We start from the raw sequence: 15,996 nt of genomic DNA on the forward strand, positions 1-15,996 counted from the left end.
ATAAAACGCTTTACTCACTCAAATCCACGAGCGCGTGAAGCGTCTTATAATTAAAAATCCACCAGGTAGGAAGAATTTCACCCTGCTGGTAAAATTTATAATCACTCTCGCCATTTGGCGACTTCAGTTTTATGACATCCCCCATCTGTTTCCAACGGGCATAAGGCGCCTTGTTATTCATTGATTTGAGATTCTGCACCATCGGTTCGCAGCGCGCGCACATTTTTGCGTTACCGTCATCGTAAAATGCCATCATCCCACCGTTAGTAACGTGTAAATACTGTAATTTAGCCGCCGCATCAGCGTTGCCGCATAGCATCAATAGCATTCCTATAACCCATAACTTTCTCATTCACTTTATTTCCGTTAAGCGAAAAATATTATCCAGTAACAGCGGCGTATGATGCGAGGCGCTCAGCGCCAGAAAAATATCGCCGCCGACGCTGACTTTTTTACCGACCAAATTGTTGAGCGATTCCCGCTCTTGTGGGGTTAGCACCAGTTGCATCGTCTGGTTCCAGCCAGGCTGCTGCTTATTGGCATCGCGCACGCAGGCAAGGGGGTTATCCGGGGTCAGGGTCCAGTAAGCGGACTCGCCGTCCCCCTGCTGGCGAAGCGTGCCGGTGAGGTTAACGGTGTCTCCCTCCACCCTGCACGCCTGCGCCAGTTGCGCTAAATCGGTTTCTCGCAGCGTGCCATCGCTATAGTACCCGCCGCTCACTTTAGATTGTTGTGTCAGCAGGTTGTTTTCCGGCTGCGGGCGCCACACGCCATCCGGGGATTTTTTCAACACGACGCGAAGCCGATTATTGGCGTCATCATGGATAAAAAAACTCGTTTTATCTCCCGTCGCCTTACCCAAAAAGTAAGCATAATCTTCCGTGGCGCAAAGGTCTTCGACGATAAATTTTACCGTCGGCAGCGGGCCGTTAAGGGTTAAGCTATTGCTGTCGCCAATATAACTGGCGCGCAGGCCGTTCAGAATATCGCTTCGCAGCGGGTCGTTGGCTTTTACCGGCTGGCAAATATTTTTGCGCCCTTGCGCGGCGACCTGCTCACGTAAGAGCGCAGACGTTAACGGTACGTTTTTACCATAATGGCAGTGAACATCCTGCGGCGAAGCAATGGTTTTATCAAAGCGCACAACGCTGCCCCAACTCCAGCGATAACCTATCGCCATCACGCGGTCATAAAGATGATATTGATTTTGCCCATCCGTCAGAAAATTATCGTTTTTGTCTTTTATTAAGCCACAAACGTAAGCAATGCTACTGCTTGCTTCAATCCGCCGCAGGTTAAACAGCCCATCCTCAAGCCCTTCTTCATCGCGCAGCGACAGGGCAATATATTTGTGCCAGGTATCACCTTGTGGCAATGGCTTTATTTCTTCGGCAAATGTATTTTGGCAAATTATTAATAATAAAAATAAATAATACCGCATTTTTCTTCCCTCGAAAAACGGCACTCGCCGGATTATGATAATGATTATGTTTCGGACATGGAATGCACCGGTATGACATATTTTAAATGGCTGAGCGTACTCCTGTGTTTTATTACCAGTTACCATGCTTATGCAAACGACTCGGCGGTCGGGGAAACCAATGGTTCCATTGAATTTCTGCAACAAAATGAGATCAGCATGGCGAAAGAGCGATTGTTGATTGCCAGCGATCGTATCAATGTCGATTATGTATTTATTAATCATTCGGCGCAGGATATTACCGTTCCGGTAGCCTTTCCGATGCCGGCTATTTCCCAACGATATATGGGAGATAGTACAGAAGGTATTGCCAACTTTAAGATCAGCGTGGACGGTAAACCGGTTAAAAGCGAGTCCCGCTGGCGAGTCATCCATGACTTAGGCGGTAAAGGTGAAGAAGACATTACGGCGAAACTACTGCAAACCGGCTGGACGATCCCACAGCTACGCCATGTCCTCAATCGCGAGGGCAAAGCCTCTATTGAAGAAGGATATAAAGAGGGAAAACAGCAATTACCGTCAGAGTGGTTTGATGACGGCTATCTGAATATTGCCGTTCAACAATATTTTATCTGGCAACAACGTTTTCCGGCGGGCAAGGAGATCGTTATTCACCACTCATACACGCCCAGTAAATCCACCGGCGTGCCTGACAGCCTTGACAGTCTTCTTGGTGATGAGCTCGGCGATCAATGCCTGACCGCCGCCACTCGCAAGGCGTTAAAACAGCTGGATGCAGGAATAAAATATAAAAACGAAGACGGTAGCGCGAATATCGGCTGGGGCTATCTGGGCTATATTCTGAAAACTGGCGCTAACTGGAAAGAGGGTGTCATTGGCGACTTTACCTTGCGCATTCATAAGAAGGATGAGACTGAAGTGGTTGTCCCCTGCTTTAATTACCCGCTAAAACAAATTGATCCGTTAACCCTGGAGTTTAAACAAAAAAACTTCAAGCCCGATGAAAACCTGGATATCCATTTTTATTACGATTCTTCGCTGTAAAAACTGGCCCGGAAATCCGGGCCAGTCACTTTTACACCGCAGTCTGGAAAATCACGCCGTCCGCTTTCTCAGTGTACTGAGAGAGCTGGTCGAAGTTCAGGTAACGGTAGGTATCCACCGCCGTCTTATCCACCTGCGCCACGTAGGTCTGGTACTCTTCCGGCGTCGGCAGTTTGCCGATCAGCGCCGCCACCGCCGCCAGCTCCGCAGAAGCCAGGAAGACGTTCGCACCGGTACCTAAACGGTTCGGGAAGTTACGGGTAGAGGTAGAAACCACCGTCGCACCGTCGGCCACACGCGCCTGGTTACCCATACACAGGGAACAACCTGGAATTTCGATACGCGCGCCGCTCTTACCGAACACGCTATAGTAACCTTCTTCGGTGAGCTGCGCGGCGTCCATACGGGTTGGCGGCGCTACCCACAGGCGGGTTGGCAACTGGCCTTTGTGGCTATCCAGCAGCTTACCAGCCGCGCGGAAGTGGCCGATGTTGGTCATGCAGGAACCGATGAACACTTCGTCGATCTTCTCGCCCTGCACGTCAGACAGCAGACGCGCGTCGTCCGGATCGTTCGGCGCACAGAGGATTGGCTCTTTGATATCCGCCAGATCGATGTCGATCACCGCTGCGTATTCCGCGTCAGCATCGGCTTCCAGCAGCTGCGGGTCTGCCAGCCATTTTTCCATACCCTGGATACGACGTTCCAGCGTACGACGGTCGCCGTAGCCTTCGGCGATCATCCACTTCAGCAGGACGATGTTGGAGGTCAGGTATTCAACGATCGGCTCTTTGTTCAGCTTGATGGTACAACCGGCAGCGGAACGCTCGGCAGAAGCATCGGTCAGCTCAAACGCCTGCTCGACTTTCAGATCCGGCAGACCTTCGATTTCCAGGATGCGGCCAGAGAAGATGTTTTTCTTGCCTTTCTTCTCAACGGTCAGCAGGCCCTGTTTGATGGCGTACAGCGGGATGGCATGGACCAGATCGCGCAGGGTGATGCCCGGCTGCATTTTGCCTTTGAAGCGCACCAGCACGGATTCCGGCATATCCAGCGGCATCACGCCGGTCGCGGCGGCAAACGCCACCAGACCAGAACCCGCCGGGAAAGAGATACCAATCGGGAAACGGGTATGGGAGTCACCGCCGGTACCGACGGTATCCGGCAGCAGCATACGGTTCAGCCAGGAGTGGATCACGCCATCGCCCGGACGCAGAGAGACACCGCCACGGTTCATAATGAAGTCTGGCAGCGTGTGGTGCGTGGTGACGTCAACCGGCTTCGGATAGGCTGCGGTGTGACAGAACGACTGCATGACCAGATCGGCGGAGAATCCCAGACAGGCCAGGTCTTTCAGCTCATCGCGGGTCATCGGGCCAGTAGTATCCTGAGAACCGACGGAGGTCATTTTCGGTTCGCAGTACGCGCCCGGACGAATGCCTTTCACGCCGCAGGCACGACCGACCATTTTCTGCGCCAGCGAGAAGCCACGGCTGCTTTCCGCCACGTCTTTTGCCTGACGGAAAACATCAGAGTGCGGCAGACCCAGCGCTTCACGCGCTTTGGTGGTCAGGCCACGGCCGATAATCAGCGGGATACGACCACCGGCACGCACTTCGTCGATCAGCACGTCGGTTTTCAGTTCGAAGGTTGCCAGTAGCTCGCCGGTTTCATGATTGCGCACTTCGCCTTTGTACGGGTAGACGTCAATCACATCGCCCATATTCAGGTTAGAAACGTCAACTTCGATTGGCAGTGCGCCCGCATCTTCCATAGTGTTAAAGAAGATAGGCGCAATTTTGCCACCGAGGCACAGGCCGCCGCCGCGCTTGTTCGGCACGTTCGGGATGTCATCGCCCATGAACCACAGCACGGAGTTGGTCGCGGATTTACGGGAAGAACCGGTGCCCACCACGTCACCCACGTAAGCCAGCGGGTAGCCTTTTTTCTGCAATGCTTCGATTTGTTTGATCGGGCCGACAACGCCTGGCTGATCCGGCTCAATGCCTTCACGGGCGTTTTTCAGCATCGCCTGCGCATGTAACGGGATATCCGGTCTCGACCACGCATCCGGCGCCGGAGAGAGATCGTCGGTATTCGTTTCGCCGGTCACTTTGAAAACGGTGACGGTGATTTTTTCCGCCAGCGGCGGACGGCTCAGGAACCATTCGGCGTCGGCCCAGGATTGCATCACCTGTTTGGCGTATTCATTGCCCGCTTTGGCTTTCTCTTCTACGTCGTAGAAGTTATCGAACATCAGCAGGGTGTGGGACAGTGCTTTGGCCGCAATCGGCGCCAGTTTCGCATCGTCCAGCGCATCAATCAGCGGATGAATGTTGTAACCACCCTGCATGGTGCCCAGCAGTTCAATGGCTTTTTCTGGGGAGACCAGCGGGGAGGTGGTGTCGCCTTTCGCGACAGCAGCGAGAAAACCGGCTTTAACATAAGCGGCTTCATCTACGCCAGGAGGAACGCGGTTGATCAACAGGTCTAACAGGAATTCTTCTTCGCCCACAGGCGGGGTCTTCAGCAGCTCGACAAGCGCAGCCATTTGGGTTGCGTCTAAAGGTTTTGGCACAATCCCCTGGGCAGCACGCTCAGCTACGTGCTTACGGTATTCTTCTAGCACGACGATATCTCCTCGCTCTCATTGTCATAATGCGGCGCTTTTGTTGATGGGCGATTCTCTTCACGCTCCTGTGAGACAGTAGTTAGTAGGGTAAATGCCCGGTACCGCATAAGGCACAATAACAGGATTTTCTTTAAGTGTTAATCTGTTTACAAAAAAGCAACATAAAAAAGTGGCTGAATCGTTAAGGATGGTCTAATGCTCTACTGAGGCGGGAGCTGCAGCCATAAATGCTTACCTCATTTCGTGCTTTGATCGTCACGTAACGTTACCGATCCCAACATTAGCTAAAAATTAAACTATCGTCCCTTTATACTCACGCGAAACTGCACCCCGTCGGCGGCAGGCATAATGACCATAGCGATTCTCTGGAATCGGGAGAGATAAAATGACGTTGCCCTTTAAACCCCATCTCATTGCCCTTGTGTGCAGTGCCGGGTTATTTGCCGCTTCGGGCGTACTGTATGTTAAAAGCCGCGCTCCCGAAGCGCCCGCGCAGGCGGCAGCTCCCGCCTCTGAGCCAACGCAGACCGCTGTGCCCGCGCCTGTCGCGAAAACGACCTTTACCACTGCGCAAATTGATCAATGGGTCGCGCCTGTCGCGCTTTATCCCGATGCCCTGCTTTCGCAGGTGCTCATGGCCTCCACCTACCCGGCGAACGTAGTTCAGGCCGTCCAGTGGTCGCGCGATAACCCTACGCTGCAGGGCGATGCCGCTATTCAGGCGGTGGCCAGCCAACCGTGGGACCCCAGCGTCAAATCGCTGGTCGCCTTTCCCCAGTTGATGGCGCTTATGGGCGAGAATCCGCAATGGGTGCAAAACCTGGGCGATGCGTTCTTAGCCCAGCCACAGGATGTGATGGATGCGGTGCAAAGGCTGCGTCTGCTCGCTCAACAAACCGGTTCGCTAAAATCCACGCCACAGCAAACCGTCACCAGCGTGCCGAAGTCCAGCGCTTCTACCGCCGTCACGACGACAACCACCACATCCGCCAGTACGCCAGCGACACCGTCGACCGTTATAAAAATTGAACCCGCGAATCCGCAGGTGGTGTACGTGCCGAACTATAACCCCGCGACGGTGTATGGCGCCTGGCCCAATACCGCTTATCCGCCGGTGTATTTACCGCCCCCTCCGGGGCAGCAGTTTGCCGATAGTTTTGTTAAAGGTTTTGGTTATAGTCTGGGCGTCGCCACCACCTATGCGTTGTTCAGCAGCATAGACTGGGATGACGACGATCATCACCACCATGACGACGACCATCATGATGATGATTACCATCATGGTGGTAACGGTTATCAACATAATGGCGATAATATCAACATCAATGTCAATAATTTCAACCGGATATCCGGGCAAAACCTGCCGGGCCAAACGATGGGCTGGCAGCATAATCCCGCCTGGCGCAATGGCGTCCCCTATCCGAATAATACCGTTGCGCAACAGTTCCATCCCACCAATGTTAGCGGCGGGTTAAGCGCAACGCAGCAAGCGCCAGTGTCTCGCGACAGTCAGCGCCAGGCGGCCATGGCGCAATTCCAACAACGCAGCCATACATCACCCGCTAACCTGTCAGGCGAGACATCCCGCGATAGACAGCGCAAAGCGGCATCGCAGCAGTTAAATCAAATTGCCCAGCGTAATAATTACCGTGGCTATGACGGAACACAAAACAGCAGTCGTCGCGAGGCTGCGCAGCAGACACTGAATAAATCCACCACGCAGCAGCATCGTTCCGAGCTGAAGGCTAAAGCCCAGCAGCACCCTGTTTCACAGCAGCAGAGAGACACCGCCCGCCAGCGTATTGAATCCTCTACGCCGCAGCAGCGTCAGGCATTTCGCCAGAATATGCACGCCAATGTGTTTAGCGGGAACGACAGTCGATCGCCGTCATGGCAATCGCAACAGCTACGCGGCCTGGAAAGCCGTCGCGGCAGTCACTTAAACACCGAGCAACGCGCCGCCGCGCGGGAACATTTTTCTGAACATCATGAATTTCATCGCCGTTAACCGGAGCAGATAATGAAAAAGGTTATGTTAAGCGCTCTGTTACTGTCGTTACCCTTGCTGGGCTACGCGCAGGAACGGTTCCCCTCCCCGGAAGCGGCCGCCAGCGCCTTCGCCGCGGCGGTAGCCGGAAAAAACGAAACGCAGCTTACCGCGCTACTGGGCGATGACTGGCGGCAATTTCTGCCGCCGGAAGGTGCCGATCCCGAGGCCGTGGCCCGCTTCAATCGTGACTGGCGCGAAGGCCATCGCATTGTACAGAAAGACAATACGGCGCACCTGAATGTCGGACGAGAAGACTGGCAGCTCCCGGTGCCCATGGTGAAAGAGACTGGCGGCTGGCGCTTTGATATGGCGGCAGCCGGGAATGAGATCCTCACCCGTACTATTGGGCGAAATGAACTTTCTACCTTACAGGCCATGCATGCTTACGTTGATGCGCAGCAGGATTATTACTTACAAAACCATCGCTGGGCGCACAGGATAATCAGTAGCGAAGGCCAAAAAGATGGCCTGTACTGGCCAACCAAAGCAGGCGACGTCCCCAGTCCGTTAGGCCCAAACTTTAGCCCCGCAGCGCCAGACGAGGGTTACCACGGCTACCATTTCCGTATTATCAGCGATAACGACGGTCACGGCGCGGCGCTTCTGGCCTGGCCGATGCATTACGGCGAAACCGGGGTGATGAGTTTTATGGTCAACCAGGACGATCGTATTTATCAGGCGGATTTAGGCAAGGAGACGGAGAGTAAAGTTCAGGCTATCACGCGTTTTGCGCCAGACGCGCAGTGGCAGGTCGCCGAATAACCCGTAAGCGCCTGGCGTTATCGCCAGGCCATGATCATTAGCCCTGATGCGGCATTAATTCCGGGTGGCCTTGTACCGGCGGCTTGTTGCTGGTCAGCGCGGCTTCATCAGCCTGAATGCTGCCGGAATTGGCCGCCCATACGCCTTCATGCGTGTGGGTGATCTGCTGATGCTGCGCATTCAAATCCTCGCCCATTGCCGCAATATGCGTGCTTTCCGTACCGCCGCTGTTAGTCGCCCAGGGGATGACGGGATCGCTGGCAAATGCCATGCCGGAAATCAACGTCGCAGTTAGCGCTGCTGTTGTCAGAAAAAGTTTCATATATCAAACCTCATAATTAGCTCGCTATTATTTTATAGCGTTACTAATTTCAGGGTGATGACAAAGTAAGGAGAGGTATTTCTTATGAAACAATTAGTTGGTCGAAAATGACAGACAAAGGCACTACCGACGGCATAAGCTTTGAAAAACGCACTGCTGCGGAAAAGATAAATTTTGCGGTTTCGTTATCCTTCGCCATCATTTGACACATCTGATTTGCCATGCATAAAAAAAGCGGCTGTAAAGCCGCTTTTTTGTATCGGGTGGCGCATTGCCACCTACAGAAGATTATTTCTTCTTCGCTTTCGGGTTCGGCAGGTCGGTAATACTACCTTCGAACACTTCAGCAGCCAGACCGACGGACTCGTGCAGCGTCGGGTGCGCATGAATGGTCAGCGCGATGTCTTCCGCGTCACAGCCCATTTCGATCGCCAGACCGATTTCACCCAGCAGCTCGCCGCCGTTGGTGCCGACAATCGCCCCGCCGATCACGCGGTGAGATTCTTTGTCGAAAATCAGTTTGGTCATACCGTCTGCGCAGTCAGAAGCGATAGCACGGCCAGAAGCTGCCCACGGGAAGGTGGCGGTTTCATAGCTGATGCCTTTTTCTTTCGCTTCTTTCTCGGTCAGGCCAACCCATGCCACTTCTGGCTCGGTGTACGCGATAGACGGGATAACTTTCGGATCGAAGTAGTGTTTCTTCCCGGCGATAACTTCAGCGGCAACGTGGCCTTCGTGAACGCCTTTATGCGCCAGCATCGGCTGACCGACGATATCGCCGATAGCGAAGATGTGCGGCACGTTGGTGCGCAGCTGTTTGTCCACGCGGATAAAGCCACGGTCGTCAACTTCCACGCCAGCTTTGCCCGCGTCGAGGTTTTTACCGTTCGGCACACGACCGATCGCTACCAGAACCGCATCATAACGCTGCGCTTCAGCCGGGGCTTTTTTGCCTTCCATCGAAACGTAGATACCGTCTTCTTTCGCTTCAACGGCAGTCACTTTGGTTTCCAGCATCAGGTTGAATTTCTTGCTGATGCGCTTGGTGAAGACTTTCACTACGTCTTTGTCAGCCGCCGGGATAACCTGGTCGAACATTTCAACCACGTCAATCTCTGAACCCAGCGCGTGGTATACGGTCCCCATTTCCAGACCGATGATACCGCCGCCCATGACCAGCATACGCTTCGGCACTTCTTTCAGTTCCAGAGCGTCGGTAGAATCCCATACGCGCGGGTCTTCATGCGGAATAAACGGTAATTGGATCGGACGAGAACCTGCCGCGATGATCGCGTTGTCGAAGTTGATCACGGTTTTGCCGTTTTCGCCTTCCACTTCCAGGGTGTTCGCCCCGGTGAATTTACCCAGACCGTTGACCACTTTCACTTTACGGCCTTTGGCCATACCCGCCAGACCGCCGGTCAGCTGCGTGATCACTTTCTCTTTCCAGGTACGAATCTTGTCGATATCGGTTTTCGGCTCACCGAAGACGATACCGTGTTCAGCCAGCGCTTTGGCTTCTTCGATAACTTTTGCTACGTGCAGCAACGCTTTAGAAGGGATACAGCCGACGTTCAGACAAACACCGCCAAGGGTGTTGTAGCGTTCTACAATTACGGTTTCCAGACCTAAATCAGCGCAACGGAAAGCGGCAGAATAGCCTGCCGGGCCCGCCCCAAGTACCACGACCTGAGTTTTGATTTCAGTACTCATCATGACCTCTTTATTTGTATCCGGCGGTCCGGGGTACTTGATCGCCCATCATCCACCGGGTCGTTCTATCCGCCCGTATCTTACAAAATTGTTAACAATTTTGAAACAACAAACGGATCACGAATTATCGCTTTCGCTAATAACCTCACAAACTCCATGAGATTATCAAAAAAAAGCCGGCCGTCGGGCCGGCTTTTTCGCTTACATCACCAGACGGCGAATGTCAGACAACATATTGTTGATAATGGTAATGAAACGCGCACCATCAGCACCATCGATCACACGGTGGTCGAAGGAAAGAGAGATAGGCATCATCAGACGCGGCACAAACTCTTTCCCATTCCACACCGGTTCCATCGCCGACTTAGAAACGCCGAGGATAGCCACTTCCGGCGCGTTAACAATCGGCGCGAAGTGGGTAGTTCCCAGGCCGCCGATGCTGGAGATAGTGAAGCAACCACCCTGCATTTCGCCAGCGGTCAGCTTACCATCACGCGCTTTTTTGGAGATGGCGGTCAGTTCACGAGACAGCTCGGTCACGCTCTTCTTATTCACGTCTTTAAAGACCGGAACCACCAGGCCATTCGGGGTATCAACCGCCACGCCGATGTTGATGTATTTCTTCAGGGTCAGACGCTGACCGTCTTCGGACAGAGAGCTGTTGAAGCGCGGCATCTGTTCCAGAGCAGCGGCAACCGCTTTCATGATGAAGACCACTGGCGTGTATTTCACATCCAGTTTGCGCTTCTCAGCTTCGGCGTTCTGCTGTTTACGGAACGCTTCCAGATCGGTGATATCGGTTTTGTCGAAGTGCGTAACGTGCGGGATCATCACCCAGTTACGGCTCAGGTTCGCGCCAGAGATTTTCTGGATACGGCCCAGTTCCACTTCTTCAACTTCACCAAACTTGCTGAAGTCCACTTTCGGCCACGGCAGCATACCCGGGATACCACCGCCCGCAGCAGCCGGCGCAGCTTCCGCGCGTTTGATTGCGTCTTTCACGTAAGCCTGAACGTCTTCGCGCAGAATACGGCCTTTACGACCGGTGCCTTTCACTTTCGCCAGGTTTACGCCAAACTCGCGCGCCAGGCGGCGAATCAGCGGGGTAGCGTGAACGTAAGCGTCGTTTTCAGCGAACTCAGACTTGCCTTCCGCTTTGGCAGCCGGGGCAGCAGGCTTCTCAGCTTTCGCCACCGGAGCCGGTGCCGCCGCTTCCTGTTTAGCCGGAGCGGCCGCAGGCGCTGCGCCTTCTACTTCGAAGACCATAATCAGAGAACCGGTTTTCACTTTATCGCCGGTGCTGATTTTGATTTCTTTCACGGTGCCCGCGAACGGCGCAGGCACTTCCATGGAGGCTTTGTCGCCTTCGACGGTGATCAGCGACTGTTCAGCGGCAACTTTATCGCCGACTTTGACCATCACTTCGGTGACTTCAACTTCGTCACCGCCGATGTCCGGTACGTTAACGTCTTTCACGCCCGTCGCTGCTGCTGGAGCAGCCGCAGCCGGAGCGGCTTCCGCTTTCGCTGGTGCTGCTGCGCCTGCTTCACCCGCCACTTCGAAGACCATAATCAGAGAGCCGGTAGAGACTTTGTCGCCGGTGTTCACTTTGATCTCTTTCACGGTGCCTGCAAACGGAGCAGGAACTTCCATAGAGGCCTTGTCGCCTTCGACGGTGATCAGCGACTGTTCAGCTTCTACGGTGTCGCCCACTTTCACCATCACTTCAGTCACTTCAACTTCGTCACTGCCGATATCCGGAACGTGAACGTCTTTCGCCGCTGCCGCAGCAGGTGCTGCTGCCGGAGCCGCTTCTTTCTTCTCTTCTGCCTTAGCAGGTGCAGCGTCAGCTGCACCGTCGGCGGAATCGAAAATCATGATAAGTGCACCAGTCTCGGTTTTGTCGCCGACAGAGACTTTGATCTCTTTCACGACGCCAGCCTGCGGAGACGGGACTTCCATAGAGGCTTTGTCGCCTTCTACGGTGATCAGCGACTGTTCAGCTTCCACTTTGTCGCCCACTTTGACCAGAATCTCGGTGATTTCAACTTCATCTGTCCCGATGTCCGGTACTTTGATTTCGATAGCCATTATTCTTTTACCTCTTACGCCAGACGCGGGTTAACTTTATCTGCATCGATGTTGAATTTGGTAATCGCATCCGCTACCACTTTCTTGTCGATTTCGCCACGTTTAGCCAGTTCGCCCAGCGCTGCGACAACCACATAAGAAGCATCAACTTCGAAGTGGTGACGCAGGTTCTCACGGCTGTCGGAACGACCGAAGCCATCCGTACCCAGTACGCGATAGTCGTCAGCCGGTACGTAAGTACGAACCTGCTCGGCGAACAGTTTCATATAGTCAGTAGATGCTACAGCCGGAGCGTCGTTCATCACCTGAGCGATGTACGGTACGCGCGGGGTTTCCAGCGGGTGCAGCATGTTCCAGCGCTCACAATCCTGACCATCACGCGCCAGTTCGGTGAAGGAGGTTACGCTGTACACGTCAGAACCTACGCCGTAGTCTTTCGCCAGGATCTGTGCCGCTTCACGCACATGACGCAGGATAGAACCGGAGCCCAGCAGCTGAACTTTACCTTTGCTACCTTCGAGGGTTTCGAGTTTGTAGATACCTTTACGGATACCTTCCTCGGCACCTGCTGGCATGGCCGGCATGTGGTAGTTTTCGTTCAGGGTGGTGATGTAGTAGTAAACGTTCTCTTGTTTCTCACCGTACATACGCTCCAGACCATCATGCATGATGACAGCCACTTCGTAAGCGTAAGCCGGGTCGTAAGAGATACAGTTCGGGATAGTCAGCGACTGAATGTGGCTGTGACCATCTTCGTGCTGCAGACCTTCGCCGTTCAGCGTAGTACGACCGGAAGTCCCGCCGATCAGGAAGCCGCGAGCCTGCTGGTCGCCAGCCTGCCAGCACAGGTCGCCGATACGCTGGAACCCGAACATAGAGTAGTAGATGTAGAACGGGATCATCGGCAGATCGTTGGTGCTGTAAGAGGTCGCCGCAGCCAGCCAGGATGCGCCTGCGCCCAGCTCGTTGATACCTTCCTGCAGAATCTGGCCTTTCTCGTCTTCTTTGTAGTAAGCAACCTGCTCACGGTCCTGCGGGGTGTACTGCTGGCCGTTCGGGCTGTAGATACCAATCTGACGGAACAGACCTTCCATACCGAAAGTACGCGCTTCGTCGGCAATGATCGGAACCAGACGATCTTTGATCGACTTGTTCTTCAGCATCACGTTCAGAGCACGCACGAAAGCGATCGTAGTGGAAATCTCTTTGCTTTGCTCTTCCAGCAGCGCGCCGAAATCTGAAAGTTGAGGCAGCTCTAACTTCTCGGTGAAGTTCGGCTGACGGCTTGGCAGGTAGCCATGCAGCGCCTGACGGCGTTCATGCAGGTATTTGTGTTCTTCAGAACCTTCCGGGAAGGTAATGTACGGCAGTTTTTCGAGATCAGCATCGGCAACCGGCACGTTGAAACGATCGCGGACGTAACGCACGCCGTCCATGTTCATTTTCTTAACCTGGTGAGCGATGTTTTTACCTTCCGCGGTGTCGCCCATGCCGTAACCTTTAATGGTATGGGCCAGGATTACGGTCGCTTTGCCTTTGGTTTCCTGCGCTTTTTTCAGTGCAGCATAGACTTTCTTCGGATCGTGACCACCGCGGTTCAGCGCCCAAATCTGGTCGTCAGTCCAGTCGGCCACCAGGGCTGCGGTTTCCGGATATTTACCGAAGAAGTGCTCACGCACGTAAGCGCCGTCTTTGGATTTGAAGGTCTGGTAGTCGCCGTCAACGGTTTCGTTCATCAGCTGGATCAGTTTACCGCTGGTGTCTTTACGCAGCAGTTCATCCCAACGACCGCCCCACATGACTTTAATAACGTTCCAGCCAGCACCTGCAAAGATGCCTTCCAGTTCGTTAACAATCTTGCCGTTACCGGTGACCGGGCCGTCAAGACGCTGCAGGTTACAGTTGATAACAAAGACCAGGTTGTCCAGTTTTTCACGGGTGGCGATGGTGATCGCGCCTTTGGATTCCGGCTCGTCCATCTCGCCGTCGCCGAGGAAGGCGTAAACGGTCTGTTTAGAGGTATCTTTCAGGCCGCGGTGTTCCAGATATTTCAGGAATTTCGCCTGGTAGATAGCACCGATTGGGCCCAGCCCCATAGAGACGGTCGGGAACTGCCAGAATTCCGGCATCAGTTTCGGGTGCGGATAGGAAGAGAGGCCATTGCCGTGAACTTCCTGACGGAAGTTATCCATCTGTTCCTGGGTCAGACGACCTTCCAGGAACGCGCGAGCGTAGATGCCCGGAGAGATGTGGCCCTGGAAGTATACCAGGTCGCCGCCATCCTGTTCGTTGCGCGCACGGAAGAAATGGTTGAAACAGACATCATAGATCGTGGCGGAAGACTGGAAGGACGCCATGTGGCCGCCCAACTCAAGGTCTTTTTTAGACGCGCGCAGCACGGTCATGATGGCGTTCCAGCGGATAGCAGAACGAATGCGACGTTCCAGCTCCAGATTACCCGGGTATTCCGGTTCGTCTTCAACGGCAATAGTGTTGATGTAATTACTGGCCCCTGCGCCTGCCGCGACTTTCACGCCGCCTTTACGAGCTTCAGAAAGCAGTTGGTCAATCAGATACTGAGCGCGCTCAACACCTTCTTCACGGATGACCGATTCGATCGCCTGTAGCCAGTCGCGAGTTTCGATCGGATCCACGTCATTTGGGAAACGTTCTGACATGGGGGTATTCCTTATCTATCTAATACGTTGAGTTATCTGGAACCTGTCCCATTAAACTTTCGTCAGAAAGCTTAATAAGACAGGTTCTGCGTTTAGTTGCCGCGCACATTTTTGCGCTTTATTCACAACATCTTCTGGTTAACGTTCTGCCAGAAAAAACTAATTCTTGCGCTGCTCCAGACGGCGTAAAGCGCGTTCACGACGGCTCTCCTCACGGCTTCTGTCCAGCATAATCTCTTCGATAAACGCCAGATGGCGGTGTGACGCTTCACGCGCTTCTTCTGGTTTTCCGGCCATAATGGCTTCAAATATACGGGTGCGATGCGTACTCACCAGCGGCAGCATCTCCCGACGCGCATACAGCAATTCGAAGTTCTGCCGCACGTTTTGCGCCAGCATCGGCTCCATACACCTTAGCAGATGAAGCAATACCACGTTGTGCGCCGCTTCGGTGACGGCGATTTGATACTGGAGCACGGCTTCGGACTCGGCATCCAGATCGCCGGACTCTTGCGCCAGCTCAATGGCATGGTGCAGCTCGCGAATACGGTCTTTATCTTCGTCGGTGCTGCGCAGCGCCGCGTAATAAGCCGCAATGCCTTCCAGCGCATGGCGCGTTTCGAGCAGGTCAAACTGGGATTCAGGGTGATCGGAGAGCAGTTCCACCAGCGGGTCGCTAAAGCTCTGCCACAGGCTGCTCTGCACGAAGGTTCCGCCGCCCTGGCGACGAAGCAACAATCCCTTCGCTTCGAGACGTTGAATCGCCTCGCGCAAGGAGGGACGGGAGACGTCGAACTGTTTTGCCAGTTCACGTTCCGGTGGGAGTTTTTCTCCGGGACGCAATGTTCCCTCAAGGATTAAAAACTCCAGCTGCTGCTCGATCACATCGGAGAGTTTTGGTTGGCGGATTTTGCTGTAGGCCATGATTTCCTGTCTTAAGCCATTTGCCCGGAGTCAATTGGTCTTACCAATTTCATGTCTGTGACGCTAAAGTAACAAAGTATTCACCTTCTGTCCATACAGGTTTTGATTGAAATCAGTAAAGGAGGCACATTTTAACAATTTTACAGAAATCATGTTTCAAAACTGTAACTGTGTACAAATGTTAAATTTACCCACCAGGAGGTAGATTTAACGTATTTGAAACGATAAAAAATCTCATCTGAACCGATTCAACAGCAGATTAAATGCATTTATATGCATAAATAATGAATAAAAATAAATTAACCTCTGTAAGGGAAAATAAAAGGAGGTATTTACAAG

General features: G+C 53.5%; 11 protein-coding genes. 3 read left to right on the top strand and 8 right to left on the bottom strand.

Features of this window, described 5'->3' with window-relative positions; all coding sequences use genetic code 11:
* Nucleotides 1-10: 10 nt before the first annotated feature.
* Together K8W53_RS18390 and K8W53_RS18395 are read right to left on the bottom strand one after the other, a co-directional pair.
* The gene (locus tag K8W53_RS18390) at nucleotides 11-352 is read right to left on the bottom strand and encodes a hypothetical protein (protein WP_052939484.1); all 342 of its coding nucleotides are present in this window, start codon (nucleotides 350-352) and stop codon (nucleotides 11-13) included.
* On the bottom strand, nucleotides 353-1,375 hold the full coding sequence (locus tag K8W53_RS18395; protein WP_223163375.1) for a DUF4431 domain-containing protein: 1,023 nt from the start codon (nucleotides 1,373-1,375) through the stop codon (nucleotides 353-355).
* A 138-nt stretch (nucleotides 1,376-1,513) separates the two neighbouring features.
* On the opposite strand from K8W53_RS18395, the gene K8W53_RS18400 reads away from it, so the two are divergent.
* Nucleotides 1,514-2,485 carry a DUF4424 family protein gene (locus K8W53_RS18400; RefSeq protein WP_023223789.1) on the top strand — a complete coding sequence of 324 codons (972 nt, stop codon included), beginning with the start codon at nucleotides 1,514-1,516 and terminating at the stop codon, nucleotides 2,483-2,485.
* A gap of 31 nt (nucleotides 2,486-2,516) precedes the next feature.
* On the opposite strand, the gene acnB is transcribed toward K8W53_RS18400, so the two are convergent.
* Complete coding sequence (gene acnB, locus K8W53_RS18405; RefSeq protein ID WP_023234440.1) at nucleotides 2,517-5,114, bottom strand: bifunctional aconitate hydratase 2/2-methylisocitrate dehydratase; 2,598 nt, start codon at nucleotides 5,112-5,114, stop codon at nucleotides 2,517-2,519.
* A gap of 388 nt (nucleotides 5,115-5,502) precedes the next feature.
* Between acnB and K8W53_RS18410 the strand changes: the two genes are divergently transcribed.
* Both K8W53_RS18410 and K8W53_RS18415 read left to right on the top strand, forming a co-directional pair.
* Nucleotides 5,503-7,125 carry a DUF3300 domain-containing protein gene (locus K8W53_RS18410; RefSeq protein WP_023223788.1) on the top strand — a complete coding sequence of 541 codons (1,623 nt, stop codon included), beginning with the start codon at nucleotides 5,503-5,505 and terminating at the stop codon, nucleotides 7,123-7,125.
* A gap of 12 nt (nucleotides 7,126-7,137) precedes the next feature.
* Nucleotides 7,138-7,929 carry a DUF2950 family protein gene (locus K8W53_RS18415; RefSeq protein ID WP_000757452.1) on the top strand — a complete coding sequence of 264 codons (792 nt, stop codon included), beginning with the start codon at nucleotides 7,138-7,140 and terminating at the stop codon, nucleotides 7,927-7,929.
* Between the two features lie 37 nt (nucleotides 7,930-7,966).
* Here the strand turns inward: K8W53_RS18415 and K8W53_RS18420 are convergent, their stop codons facing one another.
* From K8W53_RS18420 to pdhR, 5 genes are all read right to left on the bottom strand, one after another.
* The gene (locus tag K8W53_RS18420; RefSeq protein ID WP_000765363.1) at nucleotides 7,967-8,251 is read right to left on the bottom strand and encodes an outer membrane protein; all 285 of its coding nucleotides are present in this window, start codon (nucleotides 8,249-8,251) and stop codon (nucleotides 7,967-7,969) included.
* A 288-nt stretch (nucleotides 8,252-8,539) separates the two neighbouring features.
* Nucleotides 8,540-9,964 carry a dihydrolipoyl dehydrogenase gene (gene lpdA, locus K8W53_RS18425; protein WP_052939483.1) on the bottom strand — a complete coding sequence of 475 codons (1,425 nt, stop codon included), beginning with the start codon at nucleotides 9,962-9,964 and terminating at the stop codon, nucleotides 8,540-8,542.
* 201 nt (nucleotides 9,965-10,165) lie between these two features.
* Complete coding sequence (aceF, locus tag K8W53_RS18430; protein ID WP_023223786.1) at nucleotides 10,166-12,055, bottom strand: pyruvate dehydrogenase complex dihydrolipoyllysine-residue acetyltransferase; 1,890 nt, start codon at nucleotides 12,053-12,055, stop codon at nucleotides 10,166-10,168.
* Nucleotides 12,056-12,069: 14 nt separating this feature from the next.
* A complete protein-coding gene (gene aceE, locus K8W53_RS18435) occupies nucleotides 12,070-14,733 on the bottom strand; it encodes a pyruvate dehydrogenase (acetyl-transferring), homodimeric type (protein ID WP_020437936.1) in 2,664 nt (887 codons plus the stop codon).
* A 159-nt stretch (nucleotides 14,734-14,892) separates the two neighbouring features.
* Nucleotides 14,893-15,657, bottom strand: coding sequence for a pyruvate dehydrogenase complex transcriptional repressor PdhR (pdhR, locus tag K8W53_RS18440; RefSeq protein WP_000331771.1), 765 nt, complete (start codon nucleotides 15,655-15,657; stop codon nucleotides 14,893-14,895).
* Nucleotides 15,658-15,996 lie beyond the last annotated feature (339 nt).

Source organism: Salmonella sp. A29-2 (assembly GCF_020150755.1).
In the GTDB taxonomy this organism is placed as follows: Bacteria; Pseudomonadota; Gammaproteobacteria; order Enterobacterales; family Enterobacteriaceae; genus Salmonella; species Salmonella enterica.